Source organism: Dyella sp. EPa41 (assembly GCF_016586165.1).
In the GTDB taxonomy this organism is placed as follows: domain Bacteria; phylum Pseudomonadota; class Gammaproteobacteria; order Xanthomonadales; family Rhodanobacteraceae; genus Dyella.
This window is the reverse complement of sequence record NZ_BCPR01000048.1, coordinates 15,754-36,172: the sequence shown is the minus strand read 5'-3', so window position 1 is coordinate 36,172 and position 20,419 is coordinate 15,754. Positions and strand designations below refer to the sequence as shown.

Here is a 20,419-nt window from a genome sequence, read left to right as displayed (position 1 = left end):
ACTAGGATGCCGCTTACGCAGCGGGCGTTTCGACGCTCTGCCGGCGACGCGAAGCTAGTCCCCGTGGGACGACGCGAAGCTAGTCCCGTGGGACCGCCGAGTCACTTTTCTTTTGCTGGCCCACGCACGCGCTGTTTGCGTGCGAACGGCGAAGCCGGCCCGCAGGGCGGAGGGCGGAACGCCCGGAATCAAAGAAAAGTAACCCAAAGAAAATGGCCTTGAGAGCCAAGGCTCATAGCAGTACGGGGGATAGAAGCGTCGGACGACCGAGGTCAGCTGGCATACGCTCGTTACTACCTCGAACGGAGCCGCTATACCGCCACGCGCCGACGCGAAGAGGACTTAAAGCCACTTCGCTGAGCCGTAATGAAGCCCGTGGGGTGCCACACCCTTTCCCCCCTCTCCCCTCGGGGCACGCGGGGAGCGGCCATGGATAGCTGCGGCTCTGAGGAGCGAGGAGAGGGCGGGGGTGAGGGGGCTCGCGACAACGTCACCTACTCCCTGTAGGAGCGCACCCAGTGCGCGAAAAGCCGGCGGAGCGGCGAAGCCGAGGGAGGGCAGTCGTGCACTGGATCCGCCCAAAACGAAGGCCCGCCATTGGCGGGCCTTCGGGAAACGATTTGCGCGGCGAGCCGCTGGCTACGTTGGGACGCTACAATTACTGGCCCACGCCGTGCGGGTGCAGCCAGCCCATCCAGATGCCGAGTACGACCATCAGGATGAGCAGGACGGACAAGCCGATGCGGCGGGTCAACGCCCATACCGTGCGCTTGCTGCCGTCCTTGTCGGTCATCATGAAAAACAGGGCCTGACCAAGGTTGAACAGCACCACCAGCAGCAGGATCACCAGCGCATATTTGTAGATGGTTTCCACGTGATTGGTCCGAACGTTTTTGACATCCGCAGTATAGCGGTCGTGCGTGGTGCCACTGCGTGAAGCGGTTGCGCCGTCCTTCGTGGTTCGCCTTGCTGCTGACGGTGGCAGGTGCCTTGCTGTTCATACGCTTGGGCGTGTGGCAGCTGCATCGCGCGGACGAAAAGGAAGCAATTCTGCGACGGTATGCCGCAGCGGAAAACGCGGCGCCACGCGACTTTGCCACGGTGGCCGCAAAGCCCCCCATCGACGCGTTCGTGCGCGTCAACGTGGACGGCGAATACCTGCCCGATCGCCTGTACCTGCTGGACAATCCCAGGCACGACCAGCGCGGCGGCGCGGAAGTCTATGCGCCTTTCCGTCCGCGGAAAGGCGACCGGCTGCTGTTGGTCGATCTGGGCTTTATCCCCGGGAACGGCACCGACCAGGCGCCGCAGCTGCCGCCGCTCCCCACGGGCAGGCAGACGTTGCAGGGCTTGTATGTCCCGGCACCTGGCGTGGGCTTCGAGATGGGTGGCAACGCGCTCGCGCGCCAAACGCACTGGCCCAAGACCACGGTGTATCTCGAACTGCCACAGGTCGCCGCCGATCTCGGCGCCGCGGTCTATCCGCAGGTGCTGGCGCTGGATGCGGATCCAGCGTCGATCTACGTGCGCGAGCACACCATCGATTTTTCCTCGATGCCACCCGCGCGGCATCGGGCCTATGCTTTCCAGTGGTTCACCTTTGCCGTGGCGGCGGTCGTGATCCTGCTGGTGCTGCATCGTCGCCGCCCCTCCAAACCGTTGGACAGGTCATGAACCAACCCGATCAGCGTGCGATGCGCGCGAGCCGTCTGAAACTGCTGTTGATCATGCTGGTGTTCGCGGCGCCGATCATTGCCGCCGGTGTGCTCACCGCCGTGGGCTGGCAGCCTGGCGGCAAGGCCAATGGTCTGCCGATCACGCCGCAGCGCAATTTTGCGAACGAACAGCTGCAGGTCACCCTGGCCGACGGCACGCCGTGGGCGTGGCGCGCGAGCGAACCGCAGTTGACCCTGGTGGCGCTGGCGGGTCCCGGGTGCGCGTCGCGCTGCGTGGATACGCTGACCAAGATCGCTGCTGCGCGCATTACGCTCAACCGCAACGCGCCGCGTCTTCGCCTGTTGTACGTCGGTACGCCTCCGGCAGATGCGGCGACGAACGGCATGGCCAACTATTGGCAGGTGGGGCAGGACGGCAAGGATGGGCTCGCTGCGTTCCGTCCGTCGGAGCCCGACAGCGTGAGTGCGTTGCTGGTCGAGTCCGATGGCACCGCGCTGTCGGTGTATCCCGCCGGTTTCGATCCTTCCGGTTTGCGCAAGGATCTGCAGAAGGTGATTCGCTGATGACCGCCCGTTCTTCCCGAGTGCTGCGCGGACTTGCGCTGCTCGCCGCGGTATTCGCCTTTGGCGTCGTGATGTTCGGCGCGTTCGTGCGTCTGTCCAACGCGGGCCTGTCGTGCCCCGACTGGCCGACGTGCTACGGCCGCGCCACCTGGCCCGAACAGCAACACGAGATCGCGCAGGCCAACCAGGCGTTTCCGGATCGTCCCTACGAAACGCACAAGGCGTGGCGCGAACAGGTGCACCGTTTTCTTGCCGGCACGCTGGGCACGCTGGTGTTCGCCCTGGCGCTGATCGCCAGCTGGCGCGACCGCTGGGCGCGCCATGCCGTCATCGTCGGTGCGATCTGCGCGGCGATCGGCGTGGGCATGTACATACGCGGCGAACATCACTGGTCGCTGCTGCTGTCGATCATCGCGATTGGATTGCCGCTGGTCGCCGCGATCAGGTTGCATCGCCCGGGCGCATGGCGCATCAGTGTGCTGGCGCTGTCGGTGGTGGTGTTCCAGGCCATGCTCGGCATGTGGACGGTCACACTGCTGCTCAAGCCCATCGTCGTGATGGGACACCTGATGGGCGGCATCACCACGTTCGCGCTGCTGGCCTATGCGGCACTGCGGTTGGCCGGCGTGGGCGCGCAGGACGATGCCTATGCCGGATTGCGCAAGGCCGTGGTGCTCGGCATCGTGTTGCTCCTCGCGCAGATCGCGCTGGGCGGCTGGACGTCCTCCAACTACGCAGCGCTCGCCTGCGGCACCGATTTCCCCAAGTGCCTCGGCCAATGGATGCCGCCCACCGATTTCCGCGAGGGCTTCGTGCTGTGGCGTGGCGTCGGCGTGAACTACGAAGGCGGCGTGCTCGACATGGCCGCGCGCAGCGCGATCCAGATCGCGCACCGCTTCGGTGCCCTGGTGGTGTTCTGCTACCTCGCCTGGCTGTCGCACCGCGTTTCGCGTCGTGGCCTGCGTTCGCTGGGCCTGGCCATCGCCGTGGTGCTGGTCACCCAGGTGTTGCTGGGCATCAGCAACGTGCATTTCGGCCTGCCGTTGCCGGTGGCCACGTTGCACAATGGCGTGGCGGCGCTGCTGCTGTTTACCTTGCTGGCGACGCTGGCGCGCACGCAGAAGCGTCATGACGACGCGATGTTCCTTTCCCTCGGGCATTGATGATGAGCAGTCGTTTCCACGAATACATGGAGCTGACCAAGCCGCGCGTCGTCGCGCTGCTGGTGTTCTGCGCCGTCATCGGCATGTTCCTCGCGGTGCCGGGCATACCGCCATGGCGCGCGCTGGTGTTCGGCACGCTGGGCATCTGGATGGCCTCGGGCTCGGCTGCCGCGTTCAACCACCTGATCGACCAGCGCATCGACAAGGTGATGGCGCGCACTGCGCATCGCCCGCTGGCCACCGGTCATCTCAAGCCGCACCAGGTGCTCACCTTCGCGCTGGTGCTCGGCGCGCTGTCGATGGTCGTCCTCGTGGTGCTGGTGAACCCGCTGACCGCCTTGCTGACCTTTGGCGGCCTGATCGGTTATGCGGTGATCTACACGGCGTATCTCAAGCGAGCGACGCCGCAGAACATCGTGATCGGCGGCCTCGCCGGTGCGATTCCGCCGGTGCTCGGGTGGACGTCGGTCACCGGTTCGCTGCACCCGTTCGCGCTGCAGTTGTGCCTGATCATCTTCGTGTGGACGCCGCCGCATTTCTGGGCACTGGCGATCTTCCGCCGCGACGATTACTCGCGCGCGCAGGTGCCGATGCTGCCGGTCACGCACGGCGTGGTGTTCACGCGCTGGCACGTGCTGTTCTACACGATCCTGCTGGTACTGGTGACGTTGCTGCCGGCACTGACGGGTTACAGCGGGCTGGTGTATCTCGGTGGGGCGGCGGTGCTGGGCGTGGGGTTCCTGTATTACGCGATTCGCCTGTTGAATCCGCCGGACGAGTTCTTCGCGATGAAGGTATTCAACTATTCCATCGTGTACCTGATGGCATTGTTTGCGTTCCTGCTCGTCGATCACTGGGTGATGGAGCCGCTGGTGCAGCACCAGGGCGTGGTGTTCGAGCGCTCAGCCTGAGCCTGCTTCTTCCTCCTTTCCCCTTCGTGGAGAGGGCTGGGGGGCGATCTTGCCTCGCTATAGGTTCGTGCTTTTTTCGGCTCCGCTTTGGCGATCTCAACGGGGCTTGTCTGCGACCGAAGAAAGTCCCCGTGTGAGGACGGGCCTTCGACCTCCTGCCTGTTCGAGGCATAGGGGAATCCAAGGTCAACAGCCAGAGCGAAGAGCGGGCCCTCTCTCCTGCCCTGTAGGAGCGCACCCTGTGCGCGACAGCCTTTCGCGCCGGTCTGCATGGTTTGGCGTTCCGGTGTATCCGGTTTTTTTTCACGTGCGGTGTTTCCGCGATCTGGCTCGCCTGCGACCGAAGGGAGTCCCCGTGGGACGGCGGGCTTCCGACGGACTGCCGTCCGCCGGGTCACTTTTCTCTGCGTGGCCAGAGAAAAGTAACCAAAAGAGAGGCCACCCCGATGTCGCGCCCCTGCGGGGTCGCAGGCGGGAGGCGGGGTGGATCGACAGGGCATCCTGCCCTGACGATCCCCTGGCCGGCGTCCTGCCGGCCACCCTTCGGGCGATTCCACCTCCCGCCTGCTCGCGCCATAGGGGAGGGAAGATCAAGAGCGGAGCCCTACCCTGTAGGAGCGCACCCAGTGCGCGACCGCGGCGCATCGATGACCTCTGCGGTCGCGCACTGGGTGCGCTCCTACAAAGGCGTGCAGTTTTGTTGTTGCGATGTGCCGCTCCGCGGCACGAGCCTTCACCCAACCCCTGTGGGGCGGTGAGGGGTGGACGATGAGGCCCCGCAGGGGTGCCCGACACGGATGTCGGGCACTTTTCGTCCGGGCAGGAGCCCGGTCGAAAAGCCCGGCCGCCCCTCACGGACTGGCTGGGCGTAGCCCGGCCAGCGCCACGCGGGGTGCCGTTCTCTTTGGTTACTTTCTCTTGGGCAAGCAAGAGAAAGTGACCCGGCCTTCCCACGGGGACTAGCTTCGCGTCGCCGGCAGGAGGGCGGAAGCCCGCGGCCCCACAGGGACACCCTTCGGTCGCAGGCGAGCCAGGTCGCCGAAACATGGCAATCGCAGACATTGCCGGAAGAGCGAACCATGCGGACCGGCGCGAAAGGCTGTCGCGCACAGGGTGCGCTCATACAGTTGGCAAGTTGTGCTTCGTGTCGTCTCTGGTTCCGGGCGTCACGCCATCACCACCTTCCCGACAATCACCCAAACGCAACAACTTTCGCCACGAAAATCCTCGTCGCAGGGTTGACACTGCCGCATCGCAGCAAGACAATTTGCGCGCCACCGGGCGCGGTTTCGCCCTCAGTGGCCTCTGTCCTATCAACCCAAGGCATATGGACGTTTACCCTAGTCGCAACGTCGACATCCGCGAGCATCGGGTGCCGGCATTGCATAACAAGCTGATCTGCTGCGGCGACCGCCTGCGGTCGGCTGGCGCTTTCCTCGACTAGGGAAGTCCGGCCCTCCTCTGATGGCGCCGTTGGCGCCGTTAACGAGGAGAAAGGGCCATGAAGCTCCTTCGCGATTTCTTCCGTCTGCGTACCGTCGTACGTGCGGTCTCGGGCCGTCGTGCGGACGCACGTTCCTGGACGATCACCGTCCCCGCTCCCCTGGACGAAACCCAGGCGCCGGCCGCGTTCGAATCGCAGCCGACCCATGAGGCGCCGCAGGCCTACCAGGCCCGTCGCCGCGACCATGCCGCTCCGCAAGCTCATCGTCATCTGCAACTGGTATCCAGTCTCTGATGAACGCTTCGTTGCGCCCGGCGATGCCCCGCAAGGGCTGGCCTCCGCCAGTCCCGTGGTGTCGATTGCGACGAAGTCCGTAGCGCAGGTCTAAGCGTCACGCGCGGGATGATCCCGCCCGGCTCGCTGGTCCGGCCCAGATGTCACCGATTTCACGGAAGCGAGTCATGTTGAAGCACTCCACCCAGACCGTCACCGGCAAGGCGGCCGGCGCGAGCGCCCCGGTGCGCGTGGCCGTGGCGCAGGAAGCGTTTCGCCACAACGAAGCCCTCTATGCGGCGCTGGATACCAGCGCGGCCGGCTTGAACGAAGAGCAGATCGGCGAGCGCCTGGATCGCGACGGCGTCAACGAGGTGTCGCACGAAAAGCCGCCGCACTGGTCGGTGCAGCTGCTGACGGCGTTCAAGAACCCGTTCATCATCGTGCTGCTGGTGCTGGCCGTGGTGCAGCTGGCGACGGACAGCAGTGACCTCACCGGCCCGATCATCATCGCGGTGATGGTGGGCATCAGCGTGGTGCTGAGCTTCACGCAGGAATACCGTTCCTCCCTCGCCGCCGAGAAGCTCAAGGCGATGGTGCGCAACACCGCCACAGTGACGCGCCGCGCGTCCGACGGCCACAGCGAGCGCATCGAAGTGCCGGTGGGCGAACTGGTGGCGGGCGACATCGTGCACCTGGCGGCGGGCGACATGGTGCCCGCGGACCTGCGCCTGGTCTCGGCGAAGGATCTCTTCATCAGCCAGGCCATCCTTACCGGCGAATCGTTGCCGGTGGAGAAGTCCGCGCCGGCGCACAGCCACCGCGACGACGAGCTCGAAGGCGGCTCGCACGGCGACAATCCGCTGGACCTGCCGACCGTCTGCTACATGGGCACCAACGTGGTGAGCGGCAGTGCGACCGCCGTGGTGGTCGCCACCGGTTCGCGCACCTACCTGGGATCGCTGGCGCGCACCATCGTGGGCGAGCGCGTGCAGACCAGTTTCGATCGTGGCGTGAACAGCGTCAGCTGGCTGCTGATCCGCTTCATGCTGGTGATGGTGCCCATCGTCCTGGCCATTAACTGGTACGACAAGGGCAGCTTCTGGGAGGCGTTCCTGTTCGCGTTGTCGGTGGCGGTGGGCCTGACGCCCGAGATGCTGCCGCTGATCGTGACGGCCAACCTCGCCAAGGGCGCCATCGCGATGTCCAAGCGCAAGGTGGTGGTGAAGCGCCTCAACGCGATCCAGAACTTTGGCGCGATGGATGTGTTGTGCACCGACAAGACCGGCACGCTCACGCTGGACAAGATCGTGCTGGAGCGCCACCTCGACCTGTACGGCGAGGAGTCGGACGAAGCGCTGGAATACGGCTATCTCAACAGCCGCTTCCAGACCGGCCTGAAGAACCTGATGGACAAGGCCGTGCTGACCCATCGCGACCTGGAAGAGGTCGCGCAGCACTACCGCATCGTCGACGAGATCCCGTTCGACTTCCAGCGCCGCCGCATGTCCGTCGTGCTGGGCAACGGCGACGGCCACGACCTGCTGGTGTGCAAGGGCGCGGTCGAGGAGATGCTGGCGATCTGTTCGTCGGCCAAGTCGGGCGAGGACATCCTGCCGATGACCGACGAGATGCGCGCCGAGATCAAGGCGATGACGCGCGGCCTCAACGAAGACGGCCTGCGCGTGCTGGTGGTTGCCATCAAGCAGCAGCCGCCGGCCGGCCGTGCCTACGGCGTGGCCGACGAGAGCGGCCTGACCGCGATCGGTTGCCTGGCCTTCCTCGATCCGCCGAAGGACAGCGCGGCCACCGCCATCGCGGCGCTGCATCATCACGGCGTCGAAGTGAAGGTGATCACCGGCGACAACGAGGCGGTGACGCGCAAGATCTGCCGCGAGGTCGGCCTGGACGTGGAGCACTCCGCGCAGGGCAAGCACATCGAGCCGCTGGGCGACGACGAGCTGGACGCGCTGGTGAAGCGCACCACCGTGTTCGCCAAGATGTCGCCGCTGCAGAAGGCGCGCGTGGTGAAGTCGTTGCAGCGCCAGGGCCACACCGTGGGCTTCCTCGGCGACGGCATCAACGATGCGCCGGCGCTGCGCGAGGCGGACGTGGGCATATCGGTGGATACGGCCACCGACATCGCGAAGGAATCAGCGGACATCATCCTGCTCGAAAAGAACCTGATGGTGCTGGAAGAGGGCGTGCTCGAAGGCCGCGTCACGTTCGGCAACATCATCAAGTACATCAAGATGACTGCCAGCTCCAACTTCGGCAACATGTTCTCGGTGCTGGTGGCGAGCGCGTTCCTGCCGTTCCTGCCGATGCTGCCGCTGCAGATCCTGGTGCTGAACCTGCTGTACGACATTTCGCAGCTGTCGATCCCGTTCGACCGCATGGACGACGAATACCTGCGCAAGCCGCGCAAGTGGGACGCCAGCGACATCGGCCGCTTCATGGTGTGGATCGGGCCGGTCAGCTCGATCTTCGACATCACCACGTTCCTGCTGCTGTGGTACGTGTTCGGTGCCAATTCGATGGATCACCAGTCGTTCTTCCAGTCGGGCTGGTTCATCGAGAGCCTGCTGACGCAGACGCTGATCGTGCACATGATCCGCACGCGCCGCATCCCGTTCGTGCAGAGCATCGCCTCGGCGCCGGTGCTGGCGCTGACCACGGCCATCATCATCATCGGCATGCTGATTCCGTTCACGCCGGTGGGCAGCAAGCTGGGCATGGTCGCCTTGCCGGGCGTGTACTTCGGCTGGCTGGCGTTGACGGTGTTGACGTATTGCGTGCTGACGCAGCTGGTCAAGCTGATCTACATAAAGCGCTACGGGCGCTGGTTGTAAGCCGAGTTGCGACGGCCACCCAGGAGGCCGCCTCAGCTCACCCAACTCGCCATTCCGGCGCAGGCCGGAATCCAGTAGAGACAAGGTGCGTTTATCGCACCAGTCCACGCTAGAAAGCATGGGTTTTTCGTCGAAACCACATGCTTCGCTACTGGATTCCGGCCTGCGCCGGAATGACGGCGGGCAGGTGGCACCTCGTCGGCCAGCTTCGCAACACGGCAGAATTTCGCAGGTCGCCGTCCGGGCGACCTAATCCATCCAAAGACTCTCGCAAGGGAGTGCGTGGATGCTTCGTGCATTGCGCTTGTCCCAAAAGGAGGCCACGCCATGAAAGGCACCTTCGCTCTTCTCGATATCGCCGGCTACGTCGCCCTGCTGCTGTGGGGCACGCACATGGTCACCAGCGGCGTGCTGCGCGGCTACGGCAGCGCGCTTCGCCGCTGGATGGGCCGTTACCTCGGCCATCGTCCCGCCGCGCTGGGCTTCGGCGTGTGCGTCACGGCGCTGCTCCAGAGCAGCACCGCCACCGGCCTGATGGCGACCTCGTTCGCGGCCAGCGGCTTTCTCGGCCTCGCGCCGGGGCTGGCGGTGATGCTTGGCGCCAACGTGGGTACGACGCTGATCGTGCAGGTGATGTCGTTCGACATCTCGATCGTGGCGCCGGTGCTGATCCTGATCGGTTTCACCGTCCATCGCCGTACCGACGACGTGGGCTATGAAAACCTCGGTCGCGTTTCCATTGGCCTGGGCCTGATGCTGCTCGCCCTGCATCTGTTGGTCGGTGCGATGGCGCCGGTGGAGAACGCCGTGGTGCTGCGCGCCATCCTGCAGAGCCTGGCGAGCGAGCCGGTACTCGCGATGCTGGTGTCGGCGCTGTTGACCTGGGCGTGTCATTCCAGCGTGGCCGTGGTGCTGCTGATCGTGTCGCTGGCGACGGCCGGTGTGGTCGATGCGCCGGGTGCGCTCGCGCTCGTGCTTGGCGCCAACCTGGGCAGCACCGTTCCCGCGCTGATGGAAGCGCATACGCCGTTCGCGCGTCGCCTGCCGATGGGCAACCTGATGGTGCGCGCGTTTGGCTGCGTGGTGTGCCTGCCGTTGCTGCCGTTGATCGCGCACTGGCTCGCGCCGCTCGGCGCGTCGCCGGCGCGCATCGTGGTGAACTTCCATACCGCGTTCAACCTGGCGCTGGCGCTGATCTTCATCGTGCCGGTGGAAAGCCTGGCACGCCTGCTCGTGCGCCTGCTGCCAGAGCCGCCCACGCCCAACGACCCCGGCGTGCCGCAGTACCTGGATGAAGGCGCGCTGGAATCGGCCAACGTCGCGCTGGCGAATGCGGTGCGCGAATCCATGCGCATGGCCGACATGGTCGAAAGCATGCTCAAGGGCCTGGTTGAAGTGTTCGGCAAGGACGATCGTTCGCGCGCCTCCGCCATCAGCCGCATGGATCCCTCGCTCGACAAGCTGGGCATGGCTATCCGCGAGTATCTCGCGGACCTGGGTGGCCAGCCGTTGAACGAAGAGGACGGCGAGCGCAGCCAGGAGATCCTGGCCTTCGTCATCAACATCGAGCACATCGGCGACATCACCGCGAACAACCTGATGGAGTTCGCCGCCAAGAAGCTGGCGAGCGGCCAGGACTTTTCCGCCGACGACATCCAGGACCTGGCCGCCATGCATACGCTGGTGATGGAAAGCCTGCGCCTGGGCCTCACCGTATTCCTGCGCGGCGACCTGCGCGCGGCCCAGCAGCTCGTGGCACGCAAGGAAGCGCTGTGGCGACTGGAGAACGAGGCGTCGGAGCGGCACATCAAGTCGCTGCGCGAGCGGCGGGACGGCGGCGGAGGCGGGGACGTCTATCTGCGCATCCTGCGCGATCTCAAACGCATCCATTCCCACCTGGCCGCGTTGGCCTACCTGCCGCTGGAGCGCGCGGGCATGCTGCAAGACCGCCTGGTGCGCGAGCCCGCGACCAGCTGATTCGAAAGCGCTGCATCCGCGGGCGAGGCATGGGCGTCGCGGCCTTCATGCATCGCCCTGCCGGGGGGCGACGTCAGTGCGTCCCCGACTCGCACGCGACCCTGCGCCGGTGTCGCCACCAGAGCAGCAGTACCGTCAGCACGACCACGCCGCCGAACAACCACAGGCCGTTCTGTCCACGGCGAATCCACATGGCCAGCCATTCGTGGTTGTTCGCGCCGAAGTAACCGAGGTAGACCCAGATCGGCACGCTGATCAGCGCGGCGGCGCCGTCGAGCAGGAAGAAACGCAGGAAGGACACGCGGTGGGTGGAACCTGCCGTGATGAAGACCGCCGTGCGCATGCCAGGCAGGAATCGCGCGATGAACATCAGCCGGTTGCCATAGCGCTCGAACTTCTCCTGCACCTTGGCGTAGCGCTCGGGCGTGAGCACGCGCGCCACCAGCCGCCACTGCAGGATCCGCGCGCCGTAGTGATGCCCCAGCAGGAACATGCCCGCGTCGCCGACCAGCACGCCCGCCATGCCCACGCCGAACATCACGTGCACGCTGCCATAGCCCAGGCCGGTGATCACGCCGCCGGCCACGAGGGTGATGTCTTCGGGCAAAGGCGCGCCTGCGCCGCACAGCAACAACGCGATGAAGACCGCGAGGTAGCCGTTTTCGGCGAACAGCGTCACCAGTCGTTCAAGCAGATCCATCTACATCCATGCCCGGGCAAGCACCCATGCCTACAAGAAGGTTTGATGATCCCATAGGAGGGCGTCAGCACGCTTGCGGCACTGCACGGACGCCCCGGCCCCTCCCGGGAGAGAGGGGTGGGGCGCTTATCTTGCCGTTTGAAGGGTTAGAACGCTGTTTTGTCGCGCCAGCCCGGGCGGCGGCGCAAGGCTCACTGCACCTTCACTGGCGCCACGCGCGCCGCCAACAATTCGCGCAGTTCGGCCTTCTCGGCACTGTCCAGCGCGCCCTCGCGGCTCTTGGCGGTGAGCCAGTCGCGCCGCTGGATGATGGCTTGCTCTTCCATGCGCGCGAGCGCGTCGAAGAACTCCGCGCGCTGCGTTTCCGGTTCGCCCACCACCATCGCGGCCATCAGCTTCTGCAGGGCCGGGTATTCCGGGCGTTCGGCAAAATGTTCCACCAGCATGGCGGGGTTGATGCCGGGACGGGAGCGGGCGAGATCGATCAATTCGGCCAGCAATTCCACGCCCGGCTTGTCCAGGCGCAGAAAGCCATACGGTCGCTCTACCTGCTCGGACACCCCGGGCTGCGCCAGCAGCAATGCAATCGCGCTGCGCACCAGCGAGCGCTGCACCACGATGGGCCGCTGCACGGTGCGTCGCGCCGACAGGTCGGCCTCGAGCACGGCGCGGGCGCCCGTGCGCTTTTCCAGCTCCTGCGCCATCAGGTCGCGGAACGCCCCGTCCGGCAGGCGTGCGATCAGCGGGCGGGCGCGCTCGGCCAGTCGCGCGCGGCCATCGAGGCTCGCGGTATCGACGTCGTGCGCGAGCTCGCCGAAAAAGTAGGCCGACAACGGCGTCGCTTCCTTCAGGCGCTTCTCGAAACCGTCCTTGCCTTCCTTGCGGATCAGCGTGTCCGGATCTTCGCCGTCGGGCAGGAAGAGGAAGTACGCCTGCCGCCCGTCGCGCAGCCGCGGCAACGCCGACTCCAGCGCCTTCCACGCGGCGGCGCGGCCGGCGCGATCACCGTCGAAGCAGAACACCACGTCTGGCGCGGCGCGGAACAGCACCTCGGTGTGTTCTGGCGTGGTCGCCGTGCCCAGCGTGGCCACCGCGATGGGCAGGCCGGCCTGGTGCATGGCGATGACATCCATGTAGCCCTCGACCACCACGATGCGCGCGAGGCTCGGGTTCGCCTGCTTCACCTGCCACAGTGCGAACAGCTCGCGCCCCTTGTGGAACAGCGGTGTTTCCGGCGAGTTGAGGTACTTGGGACCCGGCTCTTTCTGGGGCGTGCGGGCTTCTTGATCTTCGCGCGCGGGAGGCGCGCTGGGAATGATTCTTCCGCCGAAGGCGATGACGCGGCCGCGGCGATCGAGAATGGGAAACATCAGGCGTTCGCGGAAGCGATCGTAGCGATTGCCACGCTCGTTGCTCGCCACCATGCCGGCTTCGTTGAGCAGGTGCATGCGCTTGTCGCTGCCGCCAAGCGCCTTGATCACGCCGTCGAAACCGGCCGGCGCCCAGCCGATGCGGAAGCGCTGGATGATCTGCGCATCCAGCCCGCGTTTCTTGCAGTACGCCTTGGCCTCGGCGCTCTTGGGCAGCTCGTTTTCGTACCAGCGCGCGGCGGAGTCGAGCAGGGCGTAGAGATCGGTCTTGTCCTCGCGCTGCGCGCGATCGTCGCCGCCTTCGCGCGGCACGGTGAGGCCGACGGATTGCGCCAGCTCTTCCACCGCGTCGGGAAATTCCAGGCGTTCATAGTCCATCAGGAACTTCACCGCGCTGCCGTGCGCGCCGCAGCCGAAGCAATGGAAGAACTGCTTGGCCGGGCTCACGTAGAACGACGGCGAGCGCTCGTTGTGGAACGGGCAGCAGGCGGTCCATTCGCGGCCCGCCTTTTTCAACGGCACGCGCCGCTCGATCACATCGACGATGTCGACGCGGGCAAGCAGTTCATCGATGAAGCTGTCGGGAATACGTCCGCGCATAAGACCGCTAGTTTAGAGGGTGTTGCGCTTCCGGGCATGCCTGGCCGATGCGACCCCCACCGCGGCCGGCAACGCCTCTGCGCGGCTCCCGAAGGCTGGCCTATGCTGCACGCACGTGGGTTTCGCTCGGGGTGCGACATGGGGGATGCGGCGGGCATGGCCGGGGCCGGCTTGCAGGTGCAGTTTCGTCCGGCGACGCCGGGGGACGCCGAGGCGGCGGTGCCGCTGATCTACAGCTCGGGCCCGGATGCGTTCGACTACGTCTTCATGACCCGCGAAGGCGGCGATGCACAGGGCTTTCTGCGGCACTGCTTTGTCGACGGCGCCGGCGAGTTCGGCTGGCGCAATCACTGGGTGGGGGTGATCGGCGATCGCGTGGTGGCCGTTGGCGCAGGCTACGGCAGCGAGACGAAGTGGCCCTTCACCCTGGCAGCGGCACGGCAGATCATCGGTCACTTCGGGCTGCGGCACGGGGCGGGCGTGATTGCCCGGGGACTGCGGGTGGAGTCGGTGATCCGTCCGCCGGACGGCGACATGCACTACCTGGCGCACCTGGCGGTGCTGCCGGAGCTGCGCGGACGAGGCATGGGGCGCGCGCTGATCGACCATTTGGTCGGACGGGCGCGGGATGCGGGTCGACGACGCGTCACCCTGGATGTCGCGACCAGCAACCCGCGCGCGGAAGCGCTGTACGAGCGCGCCGGTTTTCGGGTCACCGTCGAACGCAAATCGCATCTGGCGAACGAAAGCGGTCGGGTGGCCGATCACCGGCGCATGGAGCGCGTACTCGACTGAGCGCCGCTACACGGCGTGGAAGATGCCTGTCAGCGCCAGCAAGGCCAGCAGGAACAGGATGATGAAGATCGCAAACAGGATCTTGGCGATGGTGCCGGTAACACCAGAAACCGCACCGAAACCCAGCCAGCCTGTCACCAGCGAGACGATGGCGAAAATAATGGCCCACTTGAGCATGAGTCGCTCCCTTGTCGTTGGACGAGACCCATCGTCGACGGGTCACCACCGGTTGTAGGGAGCCGACCGTGAAAGGCTTGCAGCAAAAGCCTTCGGGTGTCGTGGAGAGCGGGTGGCCCGCTCACCTGGGAGACAGCCGCGCCTTGGCGGCGCGACAGCTTTGTGAAGCTGGCGTGTTCAGCCGGCGAGGCGAGCCTTGATGCGGCCGGACACCACGCCCATGTCGGCGCGGCCGGCGGCCTTTTCCTTCACCACGGCCACGACCTTGCCCATATCGCGTGGCGAGCTGGCGCCCGTCTCGGCGATGGCGGCGGTGATCAGCGCATCGATTTCCTCGTCGCCGAGCTTGGCCGGCAGATAGGCCTCGATCACGCGCATTTCGGCGCGTTCGACGTCGGCCAGGTCCTGGCGGCTGGCGGCTTCGTACTGGCTGATCGAGTCCTTGCGCTGCTTGACCATCTTCTCCAGCACGGCCAGCGTCTGGACGTCGTCCAGCTCGATGCGCTCATCCACTTCGCGTTGCTTGACCGCGGCCAGGATCAGGCGGATGACGCCCAGACGGTCCTTGTCGCCGCCACGCATGGCGGTCTTCATGTCTTCGGTGAGCTGCTGCTTGAGACTCATGATTTATCCTCGGAAACACACAAAGCCGGCGCTGCCCTGGGCAACGCCGGCTAGTGTAGGTGCTGGAGCACGCTCCATGGACAGCGGCAGCGAATGGACGCGCCAGCTGCCAAGCTACCTGGTCGGCGCAGGAAGCGCCGGGAGCCTCGGATCGTCCGCGGGACGGACGGGAGGGCTCAGTACAGGCGCGTACGACGCGAGGTGTCGCGCGAGAGACGACGCAGGTGACGCTTCACCGCGGCTGCACGCTTGCGCTTACGTTCCTGGGTCGGCTTCTCGTAGAACTCGCGCTTGCGGGTTTCGGCCAGGATGCCGGCCTTTTCGCAGGTGCGCTTGAAGCGACGCAGGGCAAGCTCGAACGGCTCGTTCTCGCGGACTTTTACGCTGGGCATGGAGACTCCAAATGTTAGACTGACCCGCCTTGACGGGCCGTAGGAATACGGTGAGCCGCGAAGTATAACGTGGAAACGACAGCATTTTCAAAGACCCAGTTGACCAAGCCGGTGCTGGGCATCGAAACCTCCTGTGACGAGACCGGCGTGGCGCTGCTGCGCTGGCATCCCGAGGCGCCTGGCGAGGGCCTGCTTTCACACGCCCTCTACAGCCAGATCAAGCTCCACGCCGAGTACGGCGGGGTCGTGCCCGAGCTGGCCAGCCGCGATCACGTGCGCAAGCTGCTGCCGCTGGTGCGCGAGGCGCTGGCCCAGGCGGGCCTGACCCCGGCTGACCTCGGCGGGGTCGCCTACACGGCTGGCCCCGGCCTCGTCGGTGCCCTGCTGGTGGGGGCCTCGGCGGCCCGGGCCATGGCCTGGGCGCTGGGCGTGCCGGCCATCGGCGTGCACCACATGGAGGGCCACCTGCTGGCGCCCCTGCTGGAGGAGGACCCGCCGGAGCCGCCGTTCGTGGCCCTGCTGGTTTCCGGCGGCCATTCGATGCTGGTGGAAGTGAAAGGCATCGGCGAGTACCGCATCCTGGGCGACACGCTGGATGATGCGGCCGGCGAGGCCTTCGACAAGACGGCCAAGCTGATGGGCCTGCCGTACCCCGGTGGTCCCGCGCTGGCCAGGCTGGCCGAACAGGGCCGTCCCGGCGTATTCCGCTTCTCGCGGCCCATGACCGATCGTCCCGGCCTGGATTTCAGCTTCTCGGGGCTCAAGACTCAGGTGCTGCTGGCCTGGCAGCAGTCGGACCAGGGCGAGCAGACCCGCGCCGACATCGCCCGCGCGTTCGAGGAGGCGATCGTCGACACCATGATCATCAAGTGCCGCCGGGCGTTGCAGGCGGCCGGCGCCAAGCGCCTGGTGATCGCCGGCGGCGTGGGCGCCAACAAACGCCTGCGCGCCGAGCTGGCCGCTGCCGGCGAAAAGGACGGGTTCAAGGCGTATTTCCCGCGCCTGGCCTTCTGCACCGACAACGGCGCGATGATCGCGTTGGCCGGTGCCATCCGCCTCGCGCATGGGCAGCACCAGGACGAATCGGTGCAGGTGTTCCCGCGCTGGGACCTGGAAAGCCTGCCGCCGGCGATGTGACCTGCATTCCACGGTAGGCGCGCACCCAGTGCGCGACCGCGGAGTCACGGCGTTGCCACTCCGTGGGCTTTCGCGCACCGGGTGCGCTCCTACAGGGAGAACGCTAACCTATCGCCCATGGATATCGTTTTCATCGAAGACCTGCGCATCGATGCCGTGATCGGCATCTACGACTGGGAGCGGCGCGTGCGCCAGACCCTGTCGTTCGACATCGAGATGGCGTTCGACAACACCGTGCCCGCCGCCAGCGACGACATCGCGCACACGCTCAACTACAAGGACGTGTCCAAGCGCCTCATCGATTACGTGGGCGCATCGAGTTTCGGGCTGGTGGAGACGCTAGCGGAGCGTTGCGTCTCGATCATCCGCGAGGAATTCGGCGTGGCGTGGGTGCGGCTGAAGCTTTCCAAGCCGGGCGCCGTGCGTGGCGCGAAAGCCGTGGGCGTGCGCATCGAGCGCGGCGTTCGACCGCAATAACGATGGCCCGCGTCTACCTGAGCCTCGGCTCCAATCTCGAACCCTCGCGTTACCTCAATGCCGCCCTGGTCGAATTGCGCGAGCGTTTCGGCGCGCTGGCGGTGTCGCCTGCCTATCGCAGCAAGTCGGTGGGTTTCGATGGCGCCGACTTCGTCAACCTTGCCGTGGGGTTCGACACCGAACTTTCGCCCGAGGCGCTGAATGACTGGCTGCACGCCCTGGAAGATCGCCATGGTCGCCGCCGCGACGTGCCGCGGTTTTCCGATCGCACGCTGGATCTGGACATCGTGCTTTACGACGACATGGTGCGGCAGGGCGAGGGTCACCTCGACATCCCGCGCAAGGAGCTTCGCCATGCGTTCGTGCTCAAGCCGATCGCCGATATCGCGCCGGCATTTCGCCACCCGGTGAGCGGGAAGACCATGGCGGAGCTGTGGGCGGCGTTTCCGGCGGAAAGCGAGCCGCTGGTGATCGAGGCGTTGTAGCGCGTCCATTCGCGACGTGTGCCCGGGTGTTCATCGCGCGCGGAGCGTGTTCCGGCAACAGCGGCAAAGCGGTGGGGCACTGTTGCCGGTGACTTCCGGGTGCTAGAAATCGCGCATCCATCACAAGGAGGTCGTTATGGCAGGCAAGTTCTCCCGTAGCTGGGAGCTGATGAAGGCCAGCGCGGCGGTGCTGCGTTCGGACAAGTCGCTGTTGATGTTTCCGCTGGCGTCAGGCCTTTGCTGCCTGCTGGTGGCTGCCAGTTTCCTCATTCCCATGATCCTGGCCTTTGCGGGCGCGGAAGCTGCGGGCGAGGTCCACGGACGCGCGTTGTCCACGGGCGGCTACGTCGTGCTGTTCCTGTTCTATCTGGTGCAGTACTTCGTGATCATTTTCTTCAACACCGCGCTGGCCGGCGCGGCGCTGATGCGCCTGCGCGGCGAGCCGACCAGTTTCGCCGCCGGCTTTGCGATCGCGCGCGGGCGCATCGTGAACATCTTCGGCTACGCGCTGATCGCGGCCACCGTGGGCCTGGTGCTGCGCGCGCTGCAGGAGCGCCTGGGCCTGATCGGTCGCCTGGTGGCCGGTTTCCTCGGCCTGGCCTGGACGGTGGCCACCTTCCTGGTAGTGCCGGTACTGGCCAGCCAGGACGTGGGTCCGACCGACGCGATCAGGCACAGCGTGGATCTGCTCAAGCGTACCTGGGGCGAGAACATCATCGGCAATGCCGGCCTCGGCGTGGTGTTCGGCCTGCTGATGTTCCTGGCCATCCTGGTATCGGCCGGCATCATCGTGGCGGCGATCGTCTCGCAGTCGGTCGCGGCGATCATCGTGGCGGTGGTCATCGTGGCGGTCGGCATCACCTTGCTGGGCCTTGTCCAGGCATCGCTGCAGGGCATCTACGCGGCAGCGCTCTATCGCTACGCGGAAGAGGGCCAGGTCGGCTACGGCTTCGACCAGGCCATGCTGGAACAGGCGTTCAAGCCGAAGAAGTAAGTCGCGTCATCGCGGTGCGCTCCTCACAGAACTCCCTTTGTAGGAGCGCACCCATCGCGCGATTGCCGCGAAGCGATGCATCCATCGCCATGATGGTCTTCGCATCGGCGCCATCGTCTTTTCCCGTGGGAGCGCACCCCCGTGCGCGACAACCCGGCGAAGCAGCCGCCTGAGGTGCTGCGGTCGCCCACTGGGAGGGCTCCCACCGTGAGCAAACCTGCAGTAGGCAAAGGGCTGGCCTTGCCCTAGACGGACAGCGTCCGCCCCCCATCCACGCGAATGATCTGCCCCGTCACGAACGGCGCGTCGCGCAGCAGCCACAGCACGGCGCCGGCGACGTCTTCCGGCGTGCCAGCGCGCTGCAGCGGTGTGCGGGCCAGCATGGCCTGCTGGTCGTCATAAGGCTTGCCGTCGCTCGGCCACATCACGGCGCCCGGCGCGACGCCGTTCACGCGGACATCGGGGCCGAGATCGAGTGCGAGCGATCGCGTCATCGCCGCCAGGGCCGCCTTCGCCATGCAGTACAGCGAATGGTTGGCGAGCGGACGCTCGGCGTAGATGTCCACCAGGTTGACGATGGCGCCGCGTGCCTCGCGCAGCGCGGGCGTTGCGGCCTGGGCGAGGAAGAACGGCGCCTGGGCGTTCGACGCGAACAGCTCGTTCCATTGCGTGGCCGTCGCACTGCCGACCGGCGTGGGGAAGAACGCCGAGGCGTTGTTGACCAGCGCGTCCAGCCGGCCGAAGCGCCCCAGCACGCGCTGCACCATGTCCGGCAACGTATCGATCCGGGCCAGCTCGCCTTGGACGACATGGGTACTGTCGTTGCGTTGGCGCTCCAGCGATGTCGCCAGCAATTCGGCTTCGGCGGCGGAGTGGCGGTAGTGCAGGGCCAGGTCATAGCCGGCCGCGTGCAGGGTGCGTGCGATGACCGCGCCGACCCGCTTGCCTGCGCCGGTGACGAGAACGACGGGACGCTCGTGGCGTGGACTCATGCGTGGGCTCCTGCGTAACGCGGCTGGATCGCGAGCTTGCCGCAAACCCCAGGCAACGTCACCCCGCCGGTGTGATTTCGCTCGCTTCTTCCGTCTCGATGGAGGCGTTGAACATCGCGATCGCGGTACGCGCCACCTGCCCCGTGTCGTAGTACGCATAGGCGCCGACGCCCATCGCACCGACCACGGGTAGCCAGCGCGAAAGGCCCTTGCCCACCGCGCGCTGGGTGACTTTGACGCCCACGGTCTTGGCGATGCGTTCGGCCACGCTGTAGGTCACCCGGCGGAACAGCAGGCGATCGCCCACGCGCACCACCAGGTCCCGGAAGGCCTGCGCCGCGGTATGGCGGAACAGGCACCACAGCATCTGCTCGCGTCCCAGATCCGCATGCTTGCCGTAGGCCGCCGCGATGTCGCTGACCATCTGCGCCTGGATCTTCCAGATGGCGATGAGTTCAGGCAGTACGGTCAGCCACCCCAGCGGGCCGGGCGGCAAGGCGAGCGAGCCGGCGGTCAGTGCCGCCCGCTGGGAGGCGCGGGCCGCCAGGCGTCGTGCTTCCTGCTCGGGCTGCCTGCTGCCTTCGACGGCGCTGTCGGGGATCTGGCTGACGAAGTCGAGGATGGCCTGGGTGACCCGGCTGTGGTCGGTGATGACGGCGGGAAGCTGGGAAGAGGATCTGGTCATGGGCCACGACTCGAAGCGGCGAACGGAAATGAGTCTAGGGGCAGGCCATGAAATCCGGCTGAGCCGGGTGAACCGCGCCTTGGCGCGGGAGGTCATGGCGCCAGGCATGACTTTTGGGGCAGGCGCCCATG

20 protein-coding genes are annotated in these 20,419 nt (G+C 66.2%); 12 read left to right on the top strand and 8 right to left on the bottom strand.

The features are described from left to right. Nucleotides 1-658 precede the first annotated feature (658 nt). A complete protein-coding gene (locus JMF82_RS15035) occupies nucleotides 659-874 on the bottom strand; it encodes a twin transmembrane helix small protein (RefSeq protein ID WP_038621797.1) in 216 nt (71 codons plus the stop codon). 59 nt (nucleotides 875-933) lie between these two features. Between JMF82_RS15035 and JMF82_RS15030 the strand changes: the two genes are divergently transcribed. The 7 genes from JMF82_RS15030 (at nucleotide 934) to JMF82_RS15000 (ending at nucleotide 10,860) form a co-directional block, all read left to right on the top strand. Further along, nucleotides 934-1,674: an SURF1 family protein gene (locus JMF82_RS15030; protein ID WP_201315373.1), complete on the top strand. Its 741-nt coding sequence runs from the start codon at nucleotides 934-936 to the stop codon at nucleotides 1,672-1,674. Beyond that, nucleotides 1,671-2,240, top strand: coding sequence for a hypothetical protein (locus JMF82_RS15025; RefSeq protein ID WP_201315372.1), 570 nt, complete (start codon nucleotides 1,671-1,673; stop codon nucleotides 2,238-2,240). The genes JMF82_RS15030 and JMF82_RS15025 overlap by 4 nt, the downstream gene beginning before the upstream one ends. Continuing rightward, nucleotides 2,240-3,403, top strand: coding sequence for a COX15/CtaA family protein (locus JMF82_RS15020; protein ID WP_201315371.1), 1,164 nt, complete (start codon nucleotides 2,240-2,242; stop codon nucleotides 3,401-3,403). The genes JMF82_RS15025 and JMF82_RS15020 overlap by 1 nt, the downstream gene beginning before the upstream one ends. 2 nt (nucleotides 3,404-3,405) lie before the next feature. Beyond that, nucleotides 3,406-4,314 carry a heme o synthase gene (gene cyoE / locus JMF82_RS15015; protein WP_201315370.1) on the top strand — a complete coding sequence of 303 codons (909 nt, stop codon included), beginning with the start codon at nucleotides 3,406-3,408 and terminating at the stop codon, nucleotides 4,312-4,314. Nucleotides 4,315-5,815: 1,501 nt separating this feature from the next. Beyond that, nucleotides 5,816-6,052, top strand: a complete 237-nt coding sequence (locus JMF82_RS15010; protein WP_201315369.1) for a hypothetical protein — start codon at nucleotides 5,816-5,818, stop codon at nucleotides 6,050-6,052. A 167-nt stretch (nucleotides 6,053-6,219) separates the two neighbouring features. Next, the gene (mgtA, locus tag JMF82_RS15005; RefSeq protein WP_201315368.1) at nucleotides 6,220-8,883 is read left to right on the top strand and encodes a magnesium-translocating P-type ATPase; all 2,664 of its coding nucleotides are present in this window, start codon (nucleotides 6,220-6,222) and stop codon (nucleotides 8,881-8,883) included. Nucleotides 8,884-9,210: 327 nt separating this feature from the next. Continuing rightward, entirely contained in the window at nucleotides 9,211-10,860 is a 1,650-nt protein-coding gene (locus JMF82_RS15000) for a Na/Pi cotransporter family protein (RefSeq protein WP_201315367.1), read from the top strand. 73 nt (nucleotides 10,861-10,933) lie between these two features. Here JMF82_RS15000 and JMF82_RS14995 read toward each other — a convergent pair whose 3' ends face one another. Then, the gene (locus JMF82_RS14995) at nucleotides 10,934-11,560 is read right to left on the bottom strand and encodes a DedA family protein (protein WP_201315366.1); all 627 of its coding nucleotides are present in this window, start codon (nucleotides 11,558-11,560) and stop codon (nucleotides 10,934-10,936) included. A gap of 191 nt (nucleotides 11,561-11,751) precedes the next feature. Next, nucleotides 11,752-13,530: a DNA primase gene (gene dnaG / locus JMF82_RS14990; RefSeq protein WP_201315365.1), complete on the bottom strand. Its 1,779-nt coding sequence runs from the start codon at nucleotides 13,528-13,530 to the stop codon at nucleotides 11,752-11,754. A gap of 102 nt (nucleotides 13,531-13,632) precedes the next feature. On the opposite strand from dnaG, the gene JMF82_RS14985 reads away from it, so the two are divergent. After that, complete coding sequence (locus JMF82_RS14985) at nucleotides 13,633-14,325, top strand: N-acetyltransferase (RefSeq protein ID WP_236585494.1); 693 nt, start codon at nucleotides 13,633-13,635, stop codon at nucleotides 14,323-14,325. A gap of 6 nt (nucleotides 14,326-14,331) precedes the next feature. Here JMF82_RS14985 and JMF82_RS14980 read toward each other — a convergent pair whose 3' ends face one another. From JMF82_RS14980 to rpsU, 3 genes are all read right to left on the bottom strand, one after another. Next, nucleotides 14,332-14,502 carry a DUF1328 family protein gene (locus JMF82_RS14980; RefSeq protein WP_201315364.1) on the bottom strand — a complete coding sequence of 57 codons (171 nt, stop codon included), beginning with the start codon at nucleotides 14,500-14,502 and terminating at the stop codon, nucleotides 14,332-14,334. 177 nt (nucleotides 14,503-14,679) lie between these two features. Continuing rightward, a complete protein-coding gene (locus JMF82_RS14975) occupies nucleotides 14,680-15,126 on the bottom strand; it encodes a GatB/YqeY domain-containing protein (protein WP_201315363.1) in 447 nt (148 codons plus the stop codon). A gap of 176 nt (nucleotides 15,127-15,302) precedes the next feature. Next, entirely contained in the window at nucleotides 15,303-15,518 is a 216-nt protein-coding gene (gene rpsU, locus JMF82_RS14970) for a 30S ribosomal protein S21 (protein ID WP_038621768.1), read from the bottom strand. A gap of 69 nt (nucleotides 15,519-15,587) precedes the next feature. Here rpsU and tsaD point away from each other — a divergent pair, with 69 nt between their 5' ends. From tsaD to JMF82_RS14950, 4 genes are all read left to right on the top strand, one after another. Further along, complete coding sequence (gene tsaD, locus JMF82_RS14965; RefSeq protein WP_236585493.1) at nucleotides 15,588-16,655, top strand: tRNA (adenosine(37)-N6)-threonylcarbamoyltransferase complex transferase subunit TsaD; 1,068 nt, start codon at nucleotides 15,588-15,590, stop codon at nucleotides 16,653-16,655. Nucleotides 16,656-16,772: 117 nt separating this feature from the next. Beyond that, complete coding sequence (gene folB, locus JMF82_RS14960; RefSeq protein ID WP_201315362.1) at nucleotides 16,773-17,132, top strand: dihydroneopterin aldolase; 360 nt, start codon at nucleotides 16,773-16,775, stop codon at nucleotides 17,130-17,132. Nucleotides 17,133-17,134: 2 nt separating this feature from the next. After that, entirely contained in the window at nucleotides 17,135-17,617 is a 483-nt protein-coding gene (folK, locus tag JMF82_RS14955; RefSeq protein ID WP_201315361.1) for a 2-amino-4-hydroxy-6-hydroxymethyldihydropteridine diphosphokinase, read from the top strand. Between the two features lie 136 nt (nucleotides 17,618-17,753). Continuing rightward, complete coding sequence (locus tag JMF82_RS14950) at nucleotides 17,754-18,611, top strand: DUF6159 family protein (RefSeq protein WP_201315360.1); 858 nt, start codon at nucleotides 17,754-17,756, stop codon at nucleotides 18,609-18,611. 245 nt (nucleotides 18,612-18,856) lie between these two features. Here JMF82_RS14950 and JMF82_RS14945 read toward each other — a convergent pair whose 3' ends face one another. Next, entirely contained in the window at nucleotides 18,857-19,603 is a 747-nt protein-coding gene (locus tag JMF82_RS14945; RefSeq protein ID WP_201315359.1) for a pteridine reductase, read from the bottom strand. Between the two features lie 58 nt (nucleotides 19,604-19,661). After that, nucleotides 19,662-20,288 carry a hypothetical protein gene (locus tag JMF82_RS14940; RefSeq protein ID WP_201315358.1) on the bottom strand — a complete coding sequence of 209 codons (627 nt, stop codon included), beginning with the start codon at nucleotides 20,286-20,288 and terminating at the stop codon, nucleotides 19,662-19,664. Between the last annotated feature and the right edge of the window lie 131 nt (nucleotides 20,289-20,419).